Genomic DNA, 22,957 nt, shown 5'->3' with positions numbered 1-22,957 from the left:
GGATATCTTCGCCTTGGTAGACGGACATGGGTCCGGCACTGACGTCTGAGAGTCCGATCAGCCCACACACCGGAAGCGAGACCAGTTTCAAGCCGACGGCCTGGCGGGCCCGGTCAGCGCCCACGAACGCGCCCCAGCCCCGGTCAGCGCCCGAAGAAGCCCCAAAGCGCGTCAGCGCACCGGAAATCGCCCCTGAGTGTCCTCACCCTCGGTCGGCCTGGGCGAAGCCTGATCACACAAGTCCAGGGCACCGCAGAACAACGGCGCCCAACCCAAGCCCGGCACCCCGCAACAAAAACCCGACCCACACCACAACCACCCCTCAGCAACATGCATCAACACAGAGAGACGCCGGCGAACGACAGCCTGCGGTGCCCTGGGCTTGTGTGGTTACCCTGGGGCAGGCCGACCGAGGGCGGGCACGCGAACCGCTTTACCGTCCTCATCTGAGGGAGGTTTGCCCGCCTGGCCAGGGCAAAAAACCCACCAGAAAAAGCACCGCACTCCCACGGAGTAAACGCAAAGAACCCCAACCTGAACAGCCAAAACCAAACCCAAGCGGCCCCCTCATAAGAAAAAGACATGCCCCCACCCATCCCCGGGGGCGTCCCTGCTCCAGCCTACCGGGGGAGCAAGATCAGGAGGGGTTTTCAAGAGGTGAACCCGCGCGAATGGGCCGTTCGCACGGGATTCACTCCGGTGGCCTAACGAGGGCCTGAGGGCAATCCGCGCGCCGGTACCAAGCGACCTGCCTGCGGGGGCGGGTCGGGAGACAACGGCTGACCGTAGGAGACGGTGACTTACCGGCGTTCGAAGTCGCGCAACAATCCTGTGTACGTCTTGGGCAAAGGCGGCGCGAACTCACCCATGGATCCAGTCTGTAGTCCCATCTGGACCAAGGACTGTACAAGTAGGACAGCGGCCTGAACACCGTCCACCACAGGCAAACCGATCTCCGAAGCGATCACCGGGCAGAACGCGGACATGCCCGCACACCCCAGAACGATCGCATCCGAGCCGTCCGCCTCAGCGGCCGCCCGGCTCGCGGAGATGACCTTCTTCAGGGCGTCCGGGTCGGAGTCCAGTTCCAGCACGGCGATGTCGGTGGCGTGCACGCCCAAGCAGAACCTGCTGACGCCGTAACGGTCGGCCAAGTCCCAGGTTCGGCCGCGGCTGCGGTCCAATGTTGTGACGACGCTGAAGCCGCGGCCGAGGTGGGTTGCTGTGCGCATGGCGGCCTCGGCGATGCCGACCACTGGGCCGTGGGCTATTTCACGGGCGGCGTCGAGGCCTGGATCGCCGAAGCAGGCGATCACGTAGCCGTCGGCGCCCTCCTGCTCCCCCGCCGCGATTTCAGCCAGGACGCCAGGCACGGCGAGGGCTTCGTCGTAGTGGCTTTCGATCGACTCAGGCCCCATCGCCGGGCTGACCGCGGAGACTTCGACTCCCGGTGCCACGATCGACTCAGCTGAGCGACCGATCGTGGCAGTCATCGCCGGGCTTGTATTCGCGTTGATCACTTTGATCAGCATCAGGCAACTTTCGAAGAGCGCGGAGAGATCAGAGCGAAGACCACAAAACCCAGCACCATCCCGATGAACCAAGTGTACTGCGCAGTGGTCTTCATTCCCGGCCCGTCGGTCCACAACACCGGCACCATCGCCACCGCAGCACCAACAGCCGTCGCGATGATCGCTCGCGGGTTGTATCCGTTGCGATACCAGTACTTTCCGGTCGAAGACAGCGTAAAGAGAGCGTCCACATCGACCTTCTGACGCGCGATCAGGTAGTACCCGGCGATCAGGACGCCGAACAGCGGGCCGATGAAGGCACCCAGCGTCTCCAGGGTGTAGTGGATGACATCCGGGCTGTTGTACAGGTTCCAGGGCGTGATCAGCACCGAGCCGACCGCCGCGATCATGCCGCCTGCCCGCCAGCTGATCCGTTGTGGACTGACGTTGGAGAAGTCGAACGCCGGCGAGATGAAGTTGGCGACGATGTTGATGCCGATGGTGGCCACGCTGAACGTCAACGCGCCCAGCACGATCGCGAATGTGCTGTCGATCCTGGCCACGGTGGCCACCGGGTCGGTGATCAGTTCGCCGAAGACCGGGATCGTCAGCGACGCGGTGACCACAACCAGGATGGAGAACACCAGGAAGTTCAGCGGCAGGCCCAGCAGGTTGCCGCGTCTGACCGCCGCGAAGGACTTGCCGTAGCGGGAGAAGTCGCCGAAGTTGAGCATCGGGCCGGAGAAGTACGAGACCACGAGCGCGATCGCGCCGAGCATCACCGGCAGGGCGTCCCAGCCGGTGAACTTGACGTCGCCGAGACTCAGGTCGATGGCGCCCCAGCCTGCCTTGGAGATCAGGTAGCCGGCCAGCAGGAACATCACCACGTACACCGCGGGCCCGCAGAAGTCGATGAACCGGCGGATGGTCTCCATCCCGGTCCAGAACACCAACGCCTGCAACACCCACAGCACCGCGAAAGAGAACCAGCCGAGCAGCGACAACCCGAGGAAGCCGTACCGGCTGACGTCCGCGTACGGCATCAGGCCCGGGAAAAGCTTGAGCAGCACGACATTCAGCGCGGCGGACGCCAGATAGGTCTGGATTCCGTACCACGCCACCGCGATCAGCCCACGGATGATCGCCGGGATGTTGGCGCCGAGCACCCCGAACACGCTGCGGCAGATCACCGGGTACGGCACGCCCGTGATCTGGCTCGGTTTGGCGACCAGGTTGCAGAACGCGTAGACGATGCTGATGCCCACGAGCAACGCCACCAGCACTTGCCAGCTGCTCAGTCCGAGCATGAACAGGCTGCCCGCGGTGACGTACCCGCCGACACTGTGCACATCGGACATCCAGAACGCGAAGATGTTGTACGAGCCCCACGTCTGCTTCGCCAACGGCGCAAGATCGTCGTTGGTAAGCTTGGGGTCGTATGCCGGTTTGTCCACCGCTACAGCGAGATCAGTCATGGCGGCGCTCCTAAACTGAGGTTCCAGTCAACCTAGGAGCGGTTTGTTACGCCACTGTCAACGGAATCGTATATCTTCCCCGGGCTCGGCGAACAGTCCGGTGTGCTGGGGCACGGTGAGCAGCGATGCCCGTAGCCGCTCATGATGCTCACGAGCCACATCGAGTAAGGCCACGCTGTCCCTGGCGATGAACGCGGCCAGCATCTTGTCGTGGTCGCGGTGCAGGACTTCCCGGTCGGCTTCGGGGACGTGCGTCATCGGCTGGGTCGGCTCGGTGATGTTCCAGGCGGACTCGAACATGCCGAGCAAACGCCGCATCCCGCACGGCTGCACCAGCGCCATGTGGAAACTGCGGCTCTCGCGGTGATATGCCCGCCCGTCCCTGTCGATCACCGCCTGCTGCAGGGCCGCGTACGCCTCGCGAGCGCTGTTGTCGTCCACCGGTCCGGCGGTGGTGACCGCTGCCGTCAGTGCGGCTGTCTCCAGCACACCGCGCACGAGGTACATCTCGTGCAGTTCGGCAGCGGTCAGCTTCGCGACCGTGTATCCGAGGTTGGGGCGGTGCTCGACCAGCCCTTCCCCGATCAGCGTCTTGAGCGACTCGCGGACCGGGATCCGGCTGACCCCGAACACCGCGGCCACCTCGTCCAGCGGGATCGCCGACCCCGGCGGCACGCCGCCGTCCAGCAGGCAGCGGCGCAGCTCGGCCAGGATGGCCGCCTGCGAGCTGCCGGGCTGCGCACTGACCAGCCGCGCGATCAGCACCGATCGGTTTCTTGGCATCCCGGCTCCCTCGGCGGACGTTTCCGGGAGGCTACGGTCCGGTCGTTACGACCGCGTTTCCCGGTAACCGGCGAACCTAGCCACCAGGACGCCGTAACCGCCAGTCAAACCCGGCAGTGCGCGCTCGACCTCCCGCAGCCGCGCGGACGGGACAACGCCCTCGATCATCGCGGAACCGCCGCGAATTACGGGCATGTCCGGCACCGCATCGCACTGGACCAGCAAAGACAGCACCGGGCTGACCGATTCATCAGGTATGTCCAGCTCCACCCGGTCCCACGGTTCGCACACCGTCGTGCCTGCCTTGCCCAACGCGTCCGCCAGGACCAGCGGGGTGAGGTTCCTGAAGTCCGCGGCGACGCTGACCGGGCTGGAGTAGCCGGTGTGGGTCAACGTGACAACACAGTCCACGACCTGCCACCCGTGCAACCCGTCACGCAGCGTCAGGTGCACAGTGTCCTCGATCGCCGTGAGGAACGCGGCAGGCAATGACCCTCGCTCCGCCTCCAGCTCGAACCGCACGCCCGAATCCGGCGGACCAGGCTCGACCCGCAGACCGATCGTCGCGACGAACAGGGTTTCGCCCATACGAGTGACGGCAGCGCCGGATTCGCAAACACGCTCCACGCAGACCACGCGAGGCGCCGAGAACTCCGTAGGCACACCGAATTCCTCGGCGAGACGAGCCGCGATCACTTCACGTTGCACCTCGCCGTACAGCGAGACGATGAGACTGCCGGGGTCCGGTCCCCGGCGGACGTTGATCAACGGGTCCTGGTCGGCGAGCTGGGTCAGGCCGTCGAACAGCGCCGGGGACTCGGATGTGACCACGGTTTCCAGGGTGGGCGGCCGGAACCGGGCCGGGATCGGCGGGTTAGCGGCGGAACCGAGCCGGTCGCCCACCTTCAACGCAGGCACGCCGCCGATACGCGCGATTCCTCCCGCTTTGACCCGGGTTTCCCGGCCGTGGACGTCGAGGACGCTGGTGGCCCGGCCTTCGTGGGTGCCCGAGGTGATCGGCTCGCGGGCGGCCAACGAGCCCGAGAACAGCCTCGCGACCGCATATCTGCGCCCTGTCCGGTCTCGTTCGACGGCGAATACGGTGCCGTCCAACGGTTCTGCCCGCTTCGGGTCGTCCGGATCGGTGGCAGGCAAAAGGTCCACAATGCCTCGTCGCAACGCGTCGATCCCCGCGCCGGTGATGGCCGAGCCGAAGAACACCGGGTGTACCAAGGCCTGGCCGGTCTGACGGACAAGCTCGGCAGTCAGCAGGCCCTGGCCGACTCCGTCCAGATAGGACTCCAAGACCTCGTCGCTGTGTTCGGCCAGCACCTCCGCCAGATCCGGCTTGGCATCGGCCACGGACGCCTCGCGAGTGCCGATGTCCGACGGCCAGGTCAAGGCGACAGCGTGCGGGCTGAGCAGGCGACGGATGTCGGCCATCAGCCCGGTGTCCCGGGCGCCGCGCCGGTCGATCTTGTTGACGAACAGGATCGTCGGCACGGCAAGGGATTTCAGGGTCCGCATGAGCACCCGGGTGTGCGCCTGCACACCCTCCACAGCCGACAGTACGAGCACCGCGCCGTCGAGCACGCCGAGGGCGCGTTCGACTTCGGCCACGAAATCGGCGTGGCCAGGCGTGTCGATCAGGTGTATCTCGTGGCCGGCCGTGGTGAACGCGGCCACGGCCGAACGAATGGTGATGCCACGGCGGCGTTCCAGATCCATGCCGTCGGTCTGGGTACTGCCGTCGTCGACCGAGCCGAGCCGGTCGATGGCTCCGGCGTCGAAGAGCAGGCGTTCGGTGAGGCTGGTCTTACCGGCGTCGACGTGCGCGACAATGCCGAGATTGAGCTTGCGCATCCAGGTCCTTGCATACGAGCGGGCGACAGTGGATGGGGCCTGTCGACACTCGGCGCATGGGACCTCCTGGTAGGCGGGAAGCCGTCACGGTAACAACCCTCGCCGCGCGTGGCATCCGATTTTCATGTCAGCTCGAACTCGGCACGGCCGAACGACTCGCCGTTGATCTGGATCTCCAGCGCGTGGGTGCCAGGGTGGTAGACGCGGGTGGTGATCAGGCGGAACGAGTGGTTGCGGTCGATGGTGACCTGCTGTCCCGCGGCCAGTTCCCTCGTGACGAGCTTGAACACCTTCGGGGTCTGCGAACCGTTGGCCTTACGGTGGTGCATCACATAGTCGATCACGAGATTCGCCGGGCCGGCGCCCTCGTTGTGCACAGTCAGCGAAAAGGACAATTCGCCACCGATTCGCACGACGTCCACACCCAACCGCGGGCCGGCGAGCCTGATCCCGGCCGGTGGGGCGAATCCCAGCAGGGCCAGGGCACCCGGGTGGCCCTTCTTGACCAGCGTGCGCAGGCCGTGCCGGACCAACTGCCTGGTTGCCGGATCGGCCGACCACCGGGTGGCGATCCGTACCGCGAGGTCCGGGTCGGCCTTGCTGATGTCATTGAGGTGATTGGCCACCGAACGCCGGACATAGGCCGATTCGTCTTGGTGGAGCGCGTCGAGAATGGCGACGGTCGACTCCGGCCGCGCCACGATCGCCTGGACACGCTTGGCCCACGGCAGAAACGGCCGGGTGCCTTCCGACGCCAGCCGCCGGACGTGCTCATCCGGGTTCTTTGTCCACTTGAGCACGATCGGCAACGCATTCTCCAGGTCGGCCTCGAGCAACGCGCGGATCCCGAACTCGGCCGTGAGCCGCTTGGTGAGCTCGGCCAGCAGCGCCATTGCCGAGCGGAACGCCTTCGCGCTGCCATCGGCCACCGCGGATACCGACACAGCCTCGGTCACCGGCCAGATCATCCAGCCGGTGAACTCCGGCTTCGCCAGGCCCTCCCGGATCAACTGGTCGAGCTCGGGATAACCCGTGACCTCGGCCAGCAGCGCCTCCCGCACCAGATCCACCCGCTCGCGCAGGCTCAGCCCGGCCAGGTCCAGGGCCTTGACCTTCGCGAACCTGCGGCCGGGCCCGGCCAGGCATTTCGCCAGTGCGGCAGGGATCTCGGTACTGAGCATCTCGTCGGCGAACGGCATCAACAACCTCCAAGCTTCATGCGAGAAGTAGTACCTCAGGGGTCTGACAAAACCGGTCGCGTCGCGTGCGTAGTTGCGCGGATGGTGCCCACTCGGCGAGTAATCTGGCCGGACGATGAAGAGCTGGGTCGGCCGGATCAGGACTGGATGGGTCGTGCGGGACACCGTCCCCGGCCCTGATGTCGACGAGTTCGCCGAACCCGACCAGATCACCGCGGCCCTGGCCCGGCCCGGTGCGGCCGAGGCGACGTTGCTCGCGGCTCAGCATCCACATCGGACACCCGTGGCCCTCGCGCGCAACCTGTCGTTGCCCGAGGCGCTGCCGATCGGCCGGACTGCGCTGAACGAGTTGCGCGCCAGGCACTATCGGCCGGTCAACGATGTCGTCGCGTTGTCCTGGGGCGACGGCCCGGAAGGGTCCGCGCTGGGCGTGTTGTGCATCGTCGATCCCGCGGCTGTCAACGCCGAAGGCCTGACGTTCGTGCGCCACACCGAAGAGGTCTACCCGGATGTGGTGGCCGAGCGGGCGGCCATGCTCAGTGGCCTCGGCTGCGCGACGAGTGCGGCGATGCTGGTGCCGGCAACGGGTGGTGATCTGTTCACCGAACTGCTGCTGCAGGCCGTCGCCGAACTGGGTGAACCGACCATTTCCATGACCGGCGACGGCCACCGTAACCGGATGTGGCTGGTGGGCAGGGGCGAGGTGCAGAAAGCCGTCCTGGCCGCGGCCTGCGGCCAGTCCCTGCTGGTCGCCGACGGCAACCACCGGGTGGCCGCCGCCGGGCTGGCCGGCCGTGGTTCGTTGCTCGCGCTGATCACCGGCGGCCCGCAACTGCGCATCGGCCCGATCAACCGCGTGCTCACCGGCACCGGGCTGACCATCGACGACCTGGCCCAGCGCTGGCAGCAGGCCGGCCTCGAGGTCGCCCCGGCGCAGGACCGGACACCGCCTGCGGTCCCCGGCACAGTCGTCGTCCTGGCCGGGGACAAGGCTTTGCGCGTGCGGCTGCCCCGATCCGGCCGCGACATCGATCACCGGCTCGTGGAGCAGCTCATGATCGAAGGCGCGCTTGGCCTCGATCCGGCCGGTCCCCACGTACGACCGTTGCCTGGTGTACGGACGCCACGGCCCGACGCCGACGCGGTGCTGTTGATCGCTCCGGTGCCGCTGGCCGACGTCCTCGCGGTGCATGGCGCGGGCGAAAGAATGCCGAGAAAAGCCACCTATTTCACGCCCAAACCGCGCAGTGGCCTTTTACTTGCCGATATTCGCAGGCCCCGGTGAGCACGGCCTGAGCACAAGGATTCCCTGGCCTAGCCGTCCACCAGCAAGCCGCGCAACGGGCCTTCCAGCCGTTCCGCCCGCCGGGACACGCCTGGCAGCAACGCTATCCGGTGAGGTTGTGCGCCTTCGGCGAGTGGACGCCAGAGCTGGTCGATCACCTTGTCGGGCTCATCGTCCACTTCGGATACTGAGCGCTGCAGGTGTTCGGCCCAGAGCCGGAGCCTGGTCTGCTTGATCAACGCGGCATCCGTGACGACGAGATTGGCCTCGGTGTCGTTGAACAGGGAATGCTCGTTGAGGTTCGCGGAGCCGATGGTCATCCATTTGTCGTCCACGATGCCAAGCTTGGCATGCACATACACTGGAACCGCGTTGTCGCCGTCATGCGAGGTAAGCGTGACAGCGAGCAGCCGACCAGCGCCGTCATCGGCGTCGACCAGCCTGCCGAGCTGCCCACGAGTCGTATCGGCACCGTTGCTCGGCTTACGCGGCAACACAAGCACAAGCCTGAAACGATCATCAGGAGGCTCACGCAGTTTGCCGATCAGCACCTCGGTGATCTCGGGCGACCAGAGGAACTGGTTCTCCAGGTACACCAGGCGCTCGGCCGATCTCAACGCACGCATGTACGTGTCCAGGACGGTGAACTCACCGGACGGCGCGAACTCATAGGTCCGCTCCGGCACCGTCCGTACGAATTGGACAGTGTGGTCACCGGCCGGGCCAGGCGTCTTGACCTTCGGCAGATCCTCGCCTGCCACTTCGCGCCAGCGCCGTACGAAGTGCCGGGTGACGTCGGCGACGACCGGGCCATGGGCTTTCGTCGTCAGATCATGCCATCCTATGGGCCGATCAGCGGGATGTTGCGGGCTGTCATGCCGGTCGCCCTCCATCGCGGTGAAGTCCATCCCGCCCACGAATGCGACCTCGTCGTCCACGATGACGAGCTTTTCGTGATGGCAGTGCAGGGTTCGTTCGCGGGAGTCGAGCACGCACCGGACCTGGCTGTCGCGCATGAACTCCTCGCACGCCTTACGCGCCCGTGCCCGCGTCGGCTGGAATGCGGGCACAGGCGGCCCGGCCCACAACAGCACCCGGACCGGTACCCGCTGTGAGACCTCCGCGAGCAGGTCCCGCAACGGCTGCGCGCCGGGTTCCCGGGTCGGTTTGAAGTCGGGACTGGAATGCCAGCCGGCGATGTAGACGTGCGAACGGGCGCCCTGGATGGCCGCCACCATCGCCGGCAGCGCCTGCTCACCGTCGATCAGGACTTCCAGGCGGCAGCCGTGGCGGATCGGGGCATGTGGCGAGAACCAGCCATGTGCCGGCTCGTCCAGGACCTCGCCCCACCCGAGTTTTCGCAGCCGGTGGGCGTGGTGGGAGCACAGCAGCCGTTCCAGCCCGTCGCCGAGCCAGTCGTCGATCCGGTCGAGTAAGCCCATATCAGACATGGTTGCCGGAATGGGCGATCCTCAAACAGGCACTCAGCCCCTGGTTATGTCCGTGACGATCGCGCCGGCGAGCAGATCCGCGTCAGGGCAGGGCACCGGATAGTTCAACGTCTTGGGGTCGGCGATCCGTGAGGTGACCGTCAGCAGCGCGGTCTCCGACAGGCCGACACTGACCGTGCACCGGCCTTGGTCAGGCACGGTGCGCTCCGGGTCGTACCGGACGGCCGGGTAACCCTGGACATCCGTCGGCTCGAAATATGGCAACCGGGAACGCTTACGGTACAGGCCTTCCAGCCCGCCCGACGTGAGATCGACGGTCGCGGTCAGCTCCGGCTGCTGCGGGGTCTTCGCGCTCCACGTGCACTTGGGACCGTCGTTGAAGCCCTCGGACAGCTCCTTGGTCACCGCCTGGCCCGGCTTGAGCATCGTGCACGGTACCTGCACGTACTGGGCGATTTCCACCGGCAGGGCTATTTCCGGGGCCAGCCGGCTCGGGCTCGGCGGTGGGCTCGACATGCTGATGGTCTGCGGTTTCCCGCACGCGCTCAGCACGACAAGGCAAGCCACCAGGCCGAGCCCGATCCGCGACATCCCAGGCACTCCCTCTGGTCGGACACCTCCGCCAGTCCGGAGATATCACAGGCCACGTGCTCGGGGCAGCGAATATCCGGCCTGAGCATGCGTTGCGGACGTCAGTGTCCGAGCATGACCGGTTTGGCGTCCTTGTTCTCGTCTTCTTGATCGCCGTCCCCCGACGGGGCAGACGATACCTGCTGGCGGGCGCCAGGCAAGAACAAAGCGGGCACGACACACACGGCGACAAGGATCAGCGCCCAGAGGAACGTCGACGCGAACGAGTCCGCGACCAGCACGGCGGCCTGGTTGTGCGTCTGCGGGTTCATCAGCGCCGCACTGGCCGCGACCTGGCCCTGCGCGGTCGGCACGCCGAACTGACCGGCCAGCAGCCCGGCCAGGATGATCGACATGATCGCGCCGCCGATCGCACCCGCCGTCTGCTGGACGATGTTCATCGACGTCGTCGCGCGGGCGACAGTCCGGTTGGTCAGCGTCCGCAGCGCGGCCGACATGATCGGCATCATCGTCGCGCCCATGCCCAGGCCGAGCACGCCCAGCGCACCGAGCAGCTGCCAGTACGGCGTGTCCGCCTCGACCTGCGTGAACACCAGCATGCCTGCGATGATCAGCGCCAGACCGGGCAGCACGACCTTGCGTACGCCGATCTTGTCGGCCAGCATGCCCGCGATCGGCATGGTGATCATCGCGCCGATCCCCTGCGGGGCCAGCAGCAGGCCCGACTGCAGCGCCGGCTCGCCGTGCACCATCGAGAAGTACGCCGGGAACAGCAGCATCGCGCCGAAGAACGACATCGCGAAGAACGCCGTGGCCAGCACCGATATGGAGAACTCACGGTTGCCGAACAGGCTGAGGTCGATCAGCGGGTTGGCGATCTTGGTCGCGCGCACGATGAAGCCGGCGATCAGCACGACGCCCGCGACGATGGGCAGCCACACGTCGGTGGCGCTGATCCCGCCCGCACCCGGGATCTTGGACACGCCGAAGATCAGCGCGGCCAGGCCGGGCGAGAGCATCAGCATGCCCAGGAAGTCGAACCGCTCGGCCGGCTGCGGGTCGTCGGCCGGCAGCAGCCGCCACGCCAGCACCAGCGCGACCACACCGATCGGCACGTTGATGTAGAAGATCCAGCGCCAGCTGACCTCGTCGACCAGCCAGCCGCCCAGGATCGGGCCGCCGATCGGGCCGAGCAGCATCGGCACGCCCAGCACCGACATCACGCGGCCGACCCGCTCGGGACCAGCCGCCTTGGTCAGGATCGTCATCCCGGCCGGCATCAGCATGCCGCCGCCGAGGCCCTGCAGCACCCGGAAGATGATCAGCGATTCGATGTTCCAGGCCATGCCCGCGAGCACCGAGCCGGCCAGAAACAGCACGATGGCCATCATGTACAGCCGTTTGGTGCCGAACCGGTCGGACGCCCAGCCGGTCACCGGGATGACGGTGGCCAGGGCCAGCATGTAGCCGGTGGCGATCCACTGGATCGTGTCGAACGAGGTGTGGAACTCCAGGGTGAGCACCGGAAGGGCGACGTTGACGACCGTGGTGTCCAGGATCGCCATCACGGCGCCGATGATCACCACGGCGGCGACTCTGAGCAGGCCCGCGTCGAGCTTGCCGGCAGACGGGGTCGAGTCAGTCACGGAGAAATCCCCCAAAGAATGGTTTCAACAGCCCACAAAACCCCAAGTAAGTGGGCAAGACGGACAAATCCTATCGATACTTCCGCCGAATCAACCAGAGTGTTCGCGATCACACTACCGGGTGTTCACGGACATATCCGAACGGTCAGTTCCCATTCACCCGGCAAAGCGTCCGATCGCGACGAACGCGGCCAGCAGGAACAGAACTCCGTTGACCGGCAACAACTTGCCCTCCTTGCGGCGAACATGCACGACACCGGCCAGTATTTGCACGACAGCGAGTCCGGCAGCGGCGAGCGGCGTGAGCACTTCGGCAATTCCCGTAGCCCAAGGCAGGATCAAACCAATCGCACCGAGCACCTCAACGGCACCGATACCCTTGACGGCACCCGGCGAGAAATCCTCCACCCACGCCATGTTCTTGGCGAGTTTCTCCCGCGGCTGACTCACCTTGGTCGCGCCACCGGCCAGGTAGGCCGCGGCCAGCAGGCCCTGCACGATCCACAACAGCACGTTCATCGCCACTCCCAGCTATCTGATAGGTGTCAGAATAGAGTCATTCTGACACTCGTCAAGCCCAGTACGCTGTCGGGTGTGCGCAACTGTCCCCGACGCCGCCCGGGCCGGCGCGTGGCCGGCGAGCCGGCCGTGCCCGACGAGGACGTGATCCTGCGGCTCGGCCTGCAGGCCTTCGCCGAACTCGGCTACGACGGAGCCTCAGTCCGCGAACTGGCGAAAAGACTGGACGTAAGCCACAACTTCATCAACGACCGCTACGGCTCCAAAGCGGCCTTCTGGCAAGCCACAGTGACCCACGCCCTGGCCCGGACAAGAACAGATCTCGACGAACTGGTCGCCGCGGAAATGGACGACAGCTGCAGACTGGCCGCGGTCGTGCGCGCCTTCTACCGCTCAGCCGCCGGCAGCCCGGAGATAAACCGTCTGATGGCCGACGAGTCGAACCGCGAATCCGAACGCATCGACTTCCTCTACGCCAACTACCTCGGCCCACTCCTGGCGGCCCTCGAACCCACCCTCCACCGGCTGATGGCCGCAGGCCGAATGCGCCCAGCACCCCCACACCTACTGTTCCTCGCCATCACAGGCCCCGCCATCACCCTCACCCAATCCCCCATAACAAAACGCCTCTCCCACTGCTCCCCCCAACCCACAACAGACCCAGAAGCAGCCGAAACCCTGGCCACCCTCGTCCTCGAAGGCCTCCTCTGCAAGGCCCCCGCCCCCGAACTCGACCACCACCCCTGAACAGCGCCCAGCCTGAAGCCGGTCTGCCGTGCCAAGCAAGTGCCCCAAGCAGAAGGTGTAGCGAGCCCGGCCCGCGCCCCGGACGCGAAGAGCCCCGGCTACCAAGCTGGAGATCTGGCGGGCCCGGTTAGCGCCCCGGTCGCGAACCCAGCCCCGGTTACCGAGCCCCAGCAAAGAAAAAGCGCGTCAGCGCACCAGAGGTGTGTCCTGAGTGTCCTCACCCTCGGTCGGCCTGGGCGAAGCCTCACCACACGAGTCCAGGGCACCGCAAACAACGGCGACCAGCCCAAACCCGGCGCCCCGCAACGAAACCCAACCCCAAACTAAAACCACCTCTCAGCGAAAAGCCTGGCGATGTGGGGCGCCGGCGGTGCTCTGGGCTCGTGTGGTCACCCTTGGGCAGGCCGACCGAGGGTGGGGACGCGAACCGCCCTTCCGTCCTCATCCGAGGGAGGTTTGCCGCCCGGCGAGGGCATGTCTTGCAAACAACCACAGCAAAAACACCAGCCGAAGACTCACCAATCACCACGCACCACAAAGGAATCCCCGCCAAGCAAACCCTTGCGACGAAAGAAACCCACCCAAAGCTCACACACGACCGTAACGAAAACCCCTACCCCAAAGAAAAAGACATGCCCCCACCCGCCACCGGGGGGCGTCCCTGCTCCAGTCCATCAGGGGAGCATGATCAACAAGGGGGAAGGGACAGCCTGTGGATAACCGGATTTGCGACTGGAGCCGTTCGTACGGTTGGGGCTGGATACGGCCATCGGGCTTGGGACTGGATACGGGCGATCGGAGCAGGGCTGGACGAGGGCTGCCGGAGCAGGGCGGACACGGGCGATCGGACTTGCGGCGATTCAAGAGCTAGGCGGCTGGGTTGCCGCCGATGTGTCTGCCGTTGGGTTCGGCGGCCTGGATGGCTCGCAGGAGTTCGGGGGCGGGGATGTCCTTGCTGTTGGCGGCCGCGGTCAGTTGGGCCAGGGCGCCTATCATCTGGACGCTTTCCTCTATCTGGTCTGTGTGGCGGGCCAGCCACCAGACGACTGCGCTGCCTGTGTCCTTGAGGACGTCCTCGCTGAGGTATCGGCGCATGCTGATTTCCATCCGCCGTTCCTGTTCCCACATTCGTTCGTGTTTGCGGAGTTCGGCCAATCGGTCCAGGCGGCGGGCGTCCTCGTCGGAAACCGCCAGGGAAACGTCGACTGCCCACGCTATGACCTGGCCGTAGGGTTCGGCCAATGCGGTTCCCAGGGCCACGGCGAGCCGGTGTTGCACTACTCGGTAGTCTTCCGGCTTCTCCATCAGGGTCAGTTCCCGGGCGCGGCCGAGGATCCAGTTCACGGCCAGGTCTCCGGGGCTGGCGTGCGGGACTGCCGCGGTGGGACTGGTCTGCCGCCAGCAAATGGTGCCGGAGAACAGGAAGCGATAGTCTACTTCGGAGCTTGGCAGTGGCACGGCGGAGACCGGGTACTGCACGTGTGCGGGCGCTTCAGGCTCTGCGGCGGCCGACTCGGATGATGAGCAGGACGTGGACTGTTCGGCGGGTTTGGTTCGTTGTTCGCGCATCTGTTTGCGTAACTCCGCTTGTTCCCGGCGGTGGACTACCTGCACGCTTACCAGAACAGCAATTCCGTTAGCCCCGATCATGATCGCGATCCAGAGCCAGATCGGCCCGGTCACCAGCACACTCAGCGTCAGTACGGCAATAGTCGTCAGCACACCGGCGAGCAAGGCCAGCCGGGTACGGTCACTGTGCCCCATGGGACCTGCCTTTCGTCAGCCCCACCCGGCACCCATATTCCCGTGCCACGCGGCCCAACGGGATACCTACTCGGGGATTTCGCTCAAACGAACCAATTCCGGAGCATAGGCGAACAGTCCGGGCAGGCCACCGGTATGCACGAACACTATGGTTTCGTCAGCGCCTATCGCGCCCGTGCCAACAGCCTCGACCAGGGATGCCGCAGCCTTACCGGAATAGACCGGATCGAGGGTGATTCCCTCGGTCCGCGCGAACAGCCGCAGCGCGTCCCACATCTGCGGAGTCGGTACGCCGTAACCTGGCCCGACCGCGCTGTCGTCGAGCAGGACATGGCCGAGATTCGCAATCGGTGTGCCCAGCAGGGCGCCGGTCTCGTCCACAAGCCTGCGGATATCGGCTTCGGATTCCGCCACTGTGTGTGAGATGCAAGCGCCATTCAGCTGAACGGGCCAGTCCGACAGGCTGATTCCGGCCGCGAGCCCGGCCGCGGTGCCCGCACTTCCGACGGCCACCACAATCCGGTCGACATGCAGGTCGCCCAGTTGCGCGCGCAGTTCGGCGACCGCGGCGACATATCCGAGCACGCCGACCGCGTTGGATCCGCCGACGGGCAAAGTCGCGGTTTTCCGGCCTTCGGCGGCGGCGGTTTCGACAATCCGTTCGTACGCCGCGACCGATTCGTCACCGTCCGCACAAAGGTGCACGTTCGCGCCGTACAGCCCGTCGAGCAGGATATTGCCGGACTGCTCGTAGGCGGCGCCGGACATCGGCACGGCCTTGGTCAGCACCAGCTCACACCGCAGTCCGAGCCGGGCGCACGCGGCGGCCGTCTGCCTGCCGTGGTTGGTCTGCACGGCGCCGAACGTGATGATCGTGTCGGCGCCGTCCGCGAGCGCGGCGCCCAGGAGGAACTCCAGTTTTCGCAGCTTGTTGCCGCCCGCGCCGAGTCCGTTGACGTCGTCGCGCTTGACCAGGATCCGCGGCCCGCCCAGGGCTTCGCTCAGCCTCGGGCAGTCCTCCAGCGGGGTCGGCCAGTGGCCGAGCGCGATGCGGGGCTGGTCGTTCAGGTCGATCGGCATGGTCACATCTTTGCCCGGATGTCGGCGGCGTACGACTCCGCTTCCTCGCTGGAGGCGTACTTGGTCCGCGGCCAGAAGAAGCCGCGCAGGCCGTCGCCTTTGGTCCGCGGGACGACGTGCACATGCAGGTGCGGGACGCTCTGGCTGACGACGTTGTTCATCGCGACGAACGTGCCCTGTGCGCCGAGCCCCTCCTGCACCGCGACCGCGATCCGCTGCACGAACCCGAAAAACCCGGCGAGGTCACTGGCGGGCAGGTCGGCGAGCGTCTCGATGTGCGTGGGCGGCACGACCAGCGTGTGCCCCTTGAACACCGGCCTGATGTCCAAAAAGGCCGTTCCGGCCGGATCGGTGGTCACGATGGACGCGGGTTTCCCGCCAGCGAGGATCTCACAGAACAAACAGGCCACGCGAGAACTCTAGCGCGGGACGCCGGCCGAGATCTCGTGAGTACTTCGCCGAGCGGCGACGCGGCGAAGTACTCACGAGAAATCGCTAGCCCAACTGGTTGAGACGGAAAGACTGCGCCGCACTTCCATTACAGGCCAGCTGAACCAGCTGAACACTGTCGGCAGTCGATCCACCAGGCACTGTCAGGCATTTCGCGCTATGCCTGCTGACAAAACGAAAATAGCCGCCATCCTCGGTGACCGCCTGCCATTGCTGGTTGTTCCCGCCACCGTAAGCCCACAGCTGCAGCACGGCATTGTCCGCCGCGGAAACATTGGCGACATCAATGACCTGAGCCGGGTTGTTGCGATTGTTGATTCGCAGGAAACCACCGCTCGTGGACTGGAACTGATACTGCTGGGCATTGCTGCCGTTGCAGGTGTACTGCTGGATCGCGGTACCGTCGGCCGTGGCCGCGCTCCGGGCGTCGACGCACTTCGAGGTGCCCTTGTTGATCACCGAGAACCACTGGTTCGGCGGGATCGGGCCCGGCGGCGGGATGGTGCCGCCGCCCAGCCACAGCAGGGTGTCGACGATGAAGTCGTTCTGGCTCGGGCTGGCGAAGGTGGACGAGGTGCCCTGGCCGCTGCCGTTGACCGCGTTGTGGCCGAAGTTGGCGTAGACCATCTTGAAGTTCTTGTTGGTCCACATGATCGGGTAGTAACCGCTGCGCCACGACTGGGCCGGGTCCGTGCCCAGCGGGAAGCTCGACGGGTGCACCGAGGCCAGGATGCTGATGCTGGGGTTGGTGCGCAGGTCGTTGTTCCAGCTGTACCACTCGCTGACCGACGAGGTGAACGTGGCGGGCAACCGCTTGGTGGCCGGGTGCGTGCGATTCTCGGTCTGCAGCACGGCCGTCGTCGGGCCCCAGGTGTTGTTCCGGAAATTGCCGCTGCCGAGGAACGTGTTGTGGTACCACGGCCAGCCCGACGCGTTCTGGGTGAACGCCGAGACGTGGAACCCGAAGAACCCGCCGCCGTTTTCCATATACCGCTGGAAACCGGCTCGTTGCGACGCACTCGACGGCAGGTCGTCCAGGAACATCACGACCTGGTACCGCGATGGGCTGATATCGTTGAGCAGATCCCAGTTCGTACTCCCGGTGTAGGAGAAATTGTTCTGCGCGGCCGCGGAGGTGAACCAGGGATTCGCCTCGCGCACGAACGCGATATGCCCGGTGTCGAACGTGCCGTGGTAGAACGCTATCACGTTGAACTGCGGCGCGGCCTCGGCGTTTCTCGGCGCCGGCACGAGAATGACACCCAGCAACAGGCCTAATATCACCAGCGCCCGCATCATCTTGCCCGCATTTTTGGACATGCAGGTGCCCTTTCGGCTAATGGCGGCGCTGAACTGGGCCGTGAATCGCGCACCAGACCGACACAACAGACGGTTTACAGCGATACGCAGCGTATGAGGCGGCAACATCACTTCGCAAGAGGCTGATCGGCTGTCGCTGCCCTACGCTCAGCATGTGACGACCGAGCCTCTCCACCACGAGCCGCACGAGGACACCGGCGCGCGGCTCAACTGGCTGCGAGCCGGTGTGCTCGGCGCGAACGACGGCGTGGTGTCGACGGCAAGCCTTGTGCTCGGTGTCGCCGGTGCGACCACTTCGGTGCCGCAGATCGTCACCGCGGGCTTCGCGGGGATGTTCGCGGGCGCCATGTCGATGGCCGCGGGCGAGTACGTCTCGGTGTCCAGCCAGCGTGACGCCGAGGAGGCGCTGCTGGACCAGGAGCGCCGCGAGCTCAAGGAGATGCCGCAGTTCGAGCTGCAGGAGCTTGCCGAGATCTACGAGGAGAAGGGCCTGTCGCCAGAGCTGGCGCGCGAGGTGGCCGAGCAGCTGACCGCCAAGGACGCGCTTGCCGCCCACGCCGAGGCCGAGCTGAAGATCGACCCGGACGGGCTGACCAGCCCGTGGCAGGCCGCGTTCGCGAGTTTTGTCGCGTTCACCGTCGGCTCGTTGTTGCCGTTGCTGGCGTTCATGATTCCGACCGGCGACCTCAGGGTTTCCCTCACGGTCGCGGTCGCCGTGCTGGCACTGGCGTTGACAGGGTCGGTCAGCGCACGCCTCGGCGGGGCACCCAGACTTCCTGCCATCGCACGGAATGTCGCCGGCGGCATCATCGCGATGGCCGCGACCTACGGCATCGGCCACCTGGTCGGCGCGGCCATCTAGCTTCCGAAGGTCAGGTGCAGCCGGAACCGGTCGGGGTCGAGCAGGCATTCCGCGTGCTCCACGAACTGGCCCTTGACGTCACGGCTCAGCCGGCGTGTGCGCAGGAACCGTTCTCCCGCAGGACGGCCGAGCAGTTCGGCCTCGGCCTGTGACAGGCGTGCCAGCTCGGCCCATTCCTCCCCCGCTTCGGGTACCAGGCCCGCGGCGCGCAGTTCGTCGTACAGCGAGCCTGCCAGGCCACGCTCGGGTAGTGCGCGCAATGTCCCGATGGCCGGGATTCTGCTTCGTTCGAAGGAGATCGGCGATCCATCCACAATGGAACGGACGCGGTCCACGGCGACCAGTTCGGCCGATTCCAGGCCCAGGCGCTCGGCCAGTTCCTGTTCCTCGACGAGTTCGAGGCGCACGACTGCCGTGCGGACGCCCTGGTCGACCAGGGCCCGCGTCCAGCCGAGACGGTCGTCGATCGTCCGGTCGTCGAAGGTGACGAACGAGCCTTTGCCCGAGTGGGTGGCGATCAGGCCCTGGTTGCCCAGTTCGGTCAGGGCTTGGCGGACGGTGTTGCGGCTGACGCTGAACCTGGCTGCCAAGGCGTTCTCGCCGGGCAGCTGGTCGCCGTGGGCCAGCCGGCCGGTCTGGATCTCCTTGGCCAACTGCTCGACGATCCACTCGTGCTTGAGCCTGGGCACCCGGCTGGTCACGCCCACTCCCGCCGTCGGGCAACATCACGCGTGTACAGGTCGTCCTCCGCGTGGTCGCGACGGCGCCGAGCCATATCAGCCAGCATGACGTCGCACCATACCGCGATCCGGACGTCTAGCGGGATAAGCAATCCCTGGAACCGGCCGGGAATTGTCCCGGCGAAGACGCCAGGCCGTCCAGGACGATCCGGAAGACCAGCTCGGCGTCGTCGCCGCGGTAGCGCTGCATCGCCTGGAGCCCGACAAGCAGGGTCTTCACGTCCTTGGCGGCCACATCGGAACGTACGCAGCCCGCGGCCTGCGCGGCCGCCAGCAACTCGGCCAGCATCTGCATGAACTCACGTTCCCCGTCCGGAACCGACGCCCCGAGATCGATGCCAATGCCCGCGAGGGCGTCGGCCAGCCCTTGGTCGGCCGAGCCTTCCTCGAGCATGTAGTGCAGGAACTTGAACAGCCCCTGGCCCGGATCGTCCGCGGCCATGCCGCGGGCGACGTCGATCAGGTGCCCCATCCGGTCGGCCACGATCGCCTGGAACAGCGACTCCTTGGTCGGGAAGTGCCGGTACACCGTGCCCGCGCCGACGCCCGCCCGGCGGGCGATCTCGTCGATCGGGACCGCGAGCCCCTCGGCGGCGAATGTCTCGTAGGCCACCTGCAACACGCGGGCGCGGTTGCGGGCGGCGTCCGCACGCAGCGGCCGTGACTGCTCAGCCATGTGTGACCCACCTCCCAGTCGACAAACGGGGCGATCGTTCCGTATAGTTCTAAGCGGAACGCACGCCCCGCATCTTAACCCAGGAGAGATCATGCCAGGACAGTCGTGGACCACCGCCGACATACCGGGTCAGCAAGGCAGGACCGCCGTGATCACCGGCGCCAACACCGGCCTCGGCTTCGAAACCGCCAAAGCGCTTGCCGCGAAAGGAGCTTCGGTCATCCTGGCCGTTCGCAACGCGGACAAGGGCAAGGCCGCCGCGAACCAGATCACCGCGGCCGGCCCCGGCGCGGACGTCACCGTGCACCAGCTCGACCTGACCTCGCTGGACGCCATCCGCAGGTCCACCGACGAGCTGCGCACCAAGCTCGACCGCATCGACCTGCTGATCAACAACGCCGGCGTGATGTACACCCCGAAGCAGCGCACGGCCGACGGGTTCGAGCTGCAGTTCGGCACGAACCACCTGGGACACTTCGCCTTCACCGGTCTCCTGCTCGACCTGCTGCTGCCCGTCCCGGACTCCCGCGTGATCACCGTCAGCAGCGTCGGCCACCGGATCCGGGCGAAGATCAATTTCGACGACCTGCAGTGGGACTCCTCCTACAGCCGCGTCGCCGCGTACGGACAGTCCAAACTGGCCAACCTGATGTTCACCTATGAACTGCAGCGGAGGCTTTCCGGCAAGGGCAAGACCATCGCGGCCGCCGCCCACCCCGGCGCCTCCAACACCGAACTGATGCGCAACATGCCCGCCGCCCTGCGAGGACTGTCCGCCGTCATCGCGCCACTGATCACCCAGAGCGCCGAAGCCGGTGCCCTGCCGACGCTTCGCGCCGCGACCGACCCGAACGTCCTCGGCGGCCAGTACTACGGACCGTCCGGGCTCGGCGAGGCCCGCGGTAAGCCCGTCCTGGTCAAGTCGAGCCAGCAGTCCCACGACGTGGAGATCCAGCGCCGGCTGTGGACCGTCTCCGAGGAACTCACCGGCGTCAAGTTCCCGGTGTGACAGCGAGCCCGTCCAGCATGAACGCCAGGATGCGGCCGGTGGTCTCGGTCTGCTCGTCCCGGATGAGCAGGTTCATGAACGTCGCGATCTCCATCAGCCCCACGTCCCGGCGCAGGTCACCGGCCTGCTGAGCTTCCTGGACAGTCCGCTCGAACAACTCCAGCCAGCGCGTGCGTATCTCACGCAGCTCGGAGTTGGTCCGCAGCGCCTGCGACATCCCGCTGCACAACGGATCCTGCAGCAAGCCGAGCCTGAACTCCGCCCACTCCCGCAGAAATCGGCGTAGCGCGTCCCAGGCCGACGATTCCTCGTCCCGTGCTGTGGCGATCATGCCGGTAAGCCGATGGAAGACGTCCACGGTCACGGCGTCCATCAGTGCACCACGGTCCGGGAACCGCCGGTAGAGCGTTCCTACGCCGACGCCCGCGGCCTTCGCGATCTCTTCCATGGGCGCCTCGACACCGTGCGTGATGAAGAGAACCCGCGCAGCGGCAACGATCTGGTCGCGATTGCGCAGCGCATCCGCGCGCACCCCGGCCTCCCGATGATGTGGACGAAGTTCTTCCGGTTAGTGTAGCGTGCGGAAACCGGAAGGAATTCGTCCACTTATCGGGGGCATGGATGCGTATCGGGATCTTCGTCGAGGACATGGGCAAGACCGTTGACGAGTACCTGGGGACCACGCGGGCCGCGTCGGCCGCCGGGATCGAGTCGGTGTGGCTGGGCGAGCGGCTGGGCTGGGACCCGCTCACCCTGCTGGCCATCACCGGCCGGGAGGTCGCGGGCATCGGCCTGGGAACAGCCGTCATGCGTTCGTACGCGCGGCATCCGCTCGCCTTGGCCAGCCAGGCACTCACTGTCGGGAATGGACTGAAGCTGGGCATCGGGCCCAGTCACCGGCCGCTCATCGAGGGCCAGTACGGATATTCGTACGACCGCCCGATCCGGCACCTGCGTGAGTACCTGTCCGCCCTGATTCGGTTGCTGCGTGGTGAATCCGTGAGCTACCAGGGTGAGACGGTCAAAGTGGAGGGACAGATCACCGCGCCCGGGACCGCCGCTCCCCCGGTGCTGATCTCCGCGCTGGGCCCGCAAATGCTCAGGCTGGCCGGAGAACTCGCCGACGGGACCATCACCGTGTGGGCGGGAGCGCGGTCGATCGCCGAGTACTTCGCGCCCGCCGTCAAGCAGGTCTACGCCTCGATCTGTGTGTCCGTCACCGACGATCCCGCCGGGCTACGGGACGTTCTCAACCAGACCTACGGTCCTGCCCGGGACATGCCCAGCTACCGGGCCGTCCTGGACCGGGAGGGCTTCGACAACGTCGGGGAGACCGCCGTCGTCGGCGACGAGAACGCCGTGCGCAAGCAGATCCAGCGTTTCGCGGACGCGGGCACGGCGGAGTTGATCGCCGTTCCGTTCGGGTCGGACGCCGAGCAGCGACGGACCATCGCGCTACTCGGGGATATCGCGGGCTAGCTTCACACTCGCAGTTTCGTCAGGCCGCGCAGGACTCGTTCGAGCAGTTCCATATCCGGGTTGGCCGACGCGTTCTCGTGCACCACGATCAGGCCGAGCGTGGCCATGTCGCCGAGCAGCACCTTGGCCACTCCCAGGGGCAGCTTCAGCAACGCCGCGACCTCCGCGACGGACTTCGACTGGCCGCAGAGCTCGGCCACTTCCTGGTGCTCGGCCGCCAGGTCCCAGAGCCGGTCCAGGGCCCGGGTGCTGGTCGAGACCAGGGTCTCGATCTCCAGGCGGTAGCTCGACCGCGTCCGTCCGCCGGTCCACGCGTAGGCACGCACGAACGACGCGTTCGGCTCTGGAGCCGCCGGCCGGGCCGCTGCTGCCGCGGGCGTCGTTGCCTGCGGAGCGGCGGGCTCTGGAGTGGGCTTGCGCCGAGCGGCGAAGCGCCGCCCGCTGTCCAGGCTGAATCCGTTGAGCACCTCGGCGAAGCCCTGATCGTCAGCGCTCACCCGGATCTCA

The 22,957-nt window shown here is 66.4% G+C and carries 22 protein-coding genes; 5 read left to right on the top strand and 17 right to left on the bottom strand.

The genetic code is table 11. The annotated features are described in order from the left end of the window. Positions 1–800: 800 nt before the first annotated feature. The 5 genes from JOF56_RS31015 to JOF56_RS30995 form a co-directional block, all read right to left on the bottom strand. On the bottom strand, positions 801–1,532 hold the full coding sequence (locus JOF56_RS31015; RefSeq protein WP_209643008.1) for an aspartate/glutamate racemase family protein: 732 nt from the start codon (positions 1,530–1,532) through the stop codon (positions 801–803). Then, positions 1,532–2,986 carry an NCS1 family nucleobase:cation symporter-1 gene (locus JOF56_RS31010; protein ID WP_209643007.1) on the bottom strand — a complete coding sequence of 485 codons (1,455 nt, stop codon included), beginning with the start codon at positions 2,984–2,986 and terminating at the stop codon, positions 1,532–1,534. Before JOF56_RS31010 ends, JOF56_RS31015 begins: the two co-directional genes overlap by 1 nt. A 57-nt stretch (positions 2,987–3,043) precedes the next feature. Beyond that, positions 3,044–3,769 carry a GntR family transcriptional regulator gene (locus JOF56_RS31005; RefSeq protein ID WP_209643006.1) on the bottom strand — a complete coding sequence of 242 codons (726 nt, stop codon included), beginning with the start codon at positions 3,767–3,769 and terminating at the stop codon, positions 3,044–3,046. A 45-nt stretch (positions 3,770–3,814) separates the two neighbouring features. Beyond that, entirely contained in the window at positions 3,815–5,632 is a 1,818-nt protein-coding gene (locus JOF56_RS31000) for an elongation factor G (RefSeq protein ID WP_209643005.1), read from the bottom strand. Positions 5,633–5,754: 122 nt separating this feature from the next. Then, positions 5,755–6,831: a DNA alkylation repair protein gene (locus JOF56_RS30995; protein WP_209643004.1), complete on the bottom strand. Its 1,077-nt coding sequence runs from the start codon at positions 6,829–6,831 to the stop codon at positions 5,755–5,757. Between the two features lie 115 nt (positions 6,832–6,946). Here JOF56_RS30995 and JOF56_RS30990 point away from each other — a divergent pair, with 115 nt between their 5' ends. Continuing rightward, complete coding sequence (locus tag JOF56_RS30990; RefSeq protein WP_209643003.1) at positions 6,947–8,116, top strand: DUF1015 family protein; 1,170 nt, start codon at positions 6,947–6,949, stop codon at positions 8,114–8,116. A 29-nt stretch (positions 8,117–8,145) separates the two neighbouring features. Here the strand turns inward: JOF56_RS30990 and JOF56_RS30985 are convergent, their stop codons facing one another. The 4 genes from JOF56_RS30985 to JOF56_RS30970 form a co-directional block, all read right to left on the bottom strand. Then, positions 8,146–9,558, bottom strand: a complete 1,413-nt coding sequence (locus JOF56_RS30985; protein ID WP_209643002.1) for a phospholipase D-like domain-containing protein — start codon at positions 9,556–9,558, stop codon at positions 8,146–8,148. Between the two features lie 42 nt (positions 9,559–9,600). Continuing rightward, a complete protein-coding gene (locus JOF56_RS30980) occupies positions 9,601–10,158 on the bottom strand; it encodes a DUF3558 family protein (protein WP_209643001.1) in 558 nt (185 codons plus the stop codon). Positions 10,159–10,259: 101 nt separating this feature from the next. Further along, a complete protein-coding gene (locus tag JOF56_RS30975) occupies positions 10,260–11,804 on the bottom strand; it encodes a DHA2 family efflux MFS transporter permease subunit (protein ID WP_307855334.1) in 1,545 nt (514 codons plus the stop codon). A 156-nt stretch (positions 11,805–11,960) separates the two neighbouring features. Further along, entirely contained in the window at positions 11,961–12,323 is a 363-nt protein-coding gene (locus JOF56_RS30970) for a DoxX family protein (RefSeq protein WP_209643000.1), read from the bottom strand. Positions 12,324–12,398: 75 nt separating this feature from the next. On the opposite strand from JOF56_RS30970, the gene JOF56_RS30965 reads away from it, so the two are divergent. After that, positions 12,399–13,070, top strand: coding sequence for a TetR/AcrR family transcriptional regulator (locus JOF56_RS30965; protein ID WP_209642999.1), 672 nt, complete (start codon positions 12,399–12,401; stop codon positions 13,068–13,070). 867 nt (positions 13,071–13,937) lie between these two features. Here JOF56_RS30965 and JOF56_RS30960 read toward each other — a convergent pair. The 4 genes from JOF56_RS30960 to JOF56_RS30945 all read right to left on the bottom strand — a co-directional run bounded on the left by JOF56_RS30960 (position 13,938) and on the right by JOF56_RS30945 (position 17,684). Further along, on the bottom strand, positions 13,938–14,834 hold the full coding sequence (locus JOF56_RS30960; RefSeq protein ID WP_209642998.1) for a hypothetical protein: 897 nt from the start codon (positions 14,832–14,834) through the stop codon (positions 13,938–13,940). Between the two features lie 66 nt (positions 14,835–14,900). After that, positions 14,901–15,914, bottom strand: coding sequence for a D-cysteine desulfhydrase family protein (locus tag JOF56_RS30955; protein WP_209642997.1), 1,014 nt, complete (start codon positions 15,912–15,914; stop codon positions 14,901–14,903). Positions 15,915–15,916: 2 nt separating this feature from the next. Further along, positions 15,917–16,324: an HIT family protein gene (locus JOF56_RS30950; protein WP_209642996.1), complete on the bottom strand. Its 408-nt coding sequence runs from the start codon at positions 16,322–16,324 to the stop codon at positions 15,917–15,919. 85 nt (positions 16,325–16,409) lie between these two features. Further along, the gene (locus JOF56_RS30945; protein ID WP_245378464.1) at positions 16,410–17,684 is read right to left on the bottom strand and encodes an RICIN domain-containing protein; all 1,275 of its coding nucleotides are present in this window, start codon (positions 17,682–17,684) and stop codon (positions 16,410–16,412) included. Between the two features lie 154 nt (positions 17,685–17,838). On the opposite strand from JOF56_RS30945, the gene JOF56_RS30940 reads away from it, so the two are divergent. Beyond that, on the top strand, positions 17,839–18,546 hold the full coding sequence (locus tag JOF56_RS30940; RefSeq protein WP_209642995.1) for a VIT1/CCC1 transporter family protein: 708 nt from the start codon (positions 17,839–17,841) through the stop codon (positions 18,544–18,546). Here the strand turns inward: JOF56_RS30940 and JOF56_RS30935 are convergent. Then, positions 18,543–19,247 carry a GntR family transcriptional regulator gene (locus tag JOF56_RS30935; RefSeq protein WP_307855333.1) on the bottom strand — a complete coding sequence of 235 codons (705 nt, stop codon included), beginning with the start codon at positions 19,245–19,247 and terminating at the stop codon, positions 18,543–18,545. The two genes, JOF56_RS30940 and JOF56_RS30935, sit on opposite strands and share 4 nt — an antisense overlap. 115 nt (positions 19,248–19,362) lie before the next feature. Then, on the bottom strand, positions 19,363–19,962 hold the full coding sequence (locus tag JOF56_RS30930) for a TetR/AcrR family transcriptional regulator (RefSeq protein WP_209642994.1): 600 nt from the start codon (positions 19,960–19,962) through the stop codon (positions 19,363–19,365). Between the two features lie 91 nt (positions 19,963–20,053). On the opposite strand from JOF56_RS30930, the gene JOF56_RS30925 reads away from it, so the two are divergent. Further along, entirely contained in the window at positions 20,054–20,971 is a 918-nt protein-coding gene (locus JOF56_RS30925) for an SDR family NAD(P)-dependent oxidoreductase (protein ID WP_209642993.1), read from the top strand. Here JOF56_RS30925 and JOF56_RS30920 read toward each other — a convergent pair. Next, the gene (locus JOF56_RS30920; RefSeq protein WP_209642992.1) at positions 20,955–21,503 is read right to left on the bottom strand and encodes a TetR/AcrR family transcriptional regulator; all 549 of its coding nucleotides are present in this window, start codon (positions 21,501–21,503) and stop codon (positions 20,955–20,957) included. The two genes, JOF56_RS30925 and JOF56_RS30920, sit on opposite strands and share 17 nt — an antisense overlap. 89 nt (positions 21,504–21,592) lie before the next feature. Between JOF56_RS30920 and JOF56_RS30915 the strand changes: the two genes are divergently transcribed. Next, entirely contained in the window at positions 21,593–22,450 is an 858-nt protein-coding gene (locus tag JOF56_RS30915; protein ID WP_209642991.1) for a TIGR03564 family F420-dependent LLM class oxidoreductase, read from the top strand. Positions 22,451–22,452: 2 nt separating this feature from the next. On the opposite strand, the gene JOF56_RS30910 is transcribed toward JOF56_RS30915, so the two are convergent. Beyond that, positions 22,453–22,947, bottom strand: a complete 495-nt coding sequence (locus JOF56_RS30910; protein WP_307855332.1) for a DUF742 domain-containing protein — start codon at positions 22,945–22,947, stop codon at positions 22,453–22,455. Positions 22,948–22,957 lie beyond the last annotated feature (10 nt).

Source organism: Kibdelosporangium banguiense (genome assembly GCF_017876405.1).
Lineage (GTDB): Bacteria > Actinomycetota > Actinomycetes > Mycobacteriales > Pseudonocardiaceae > Kibdelosporangium > Kibdelosporangium banguiense.
Note: the sequence above shows the minus strand (reverse complement) of the source record. Positions and strands in the feature narration are given on the sequence as shown.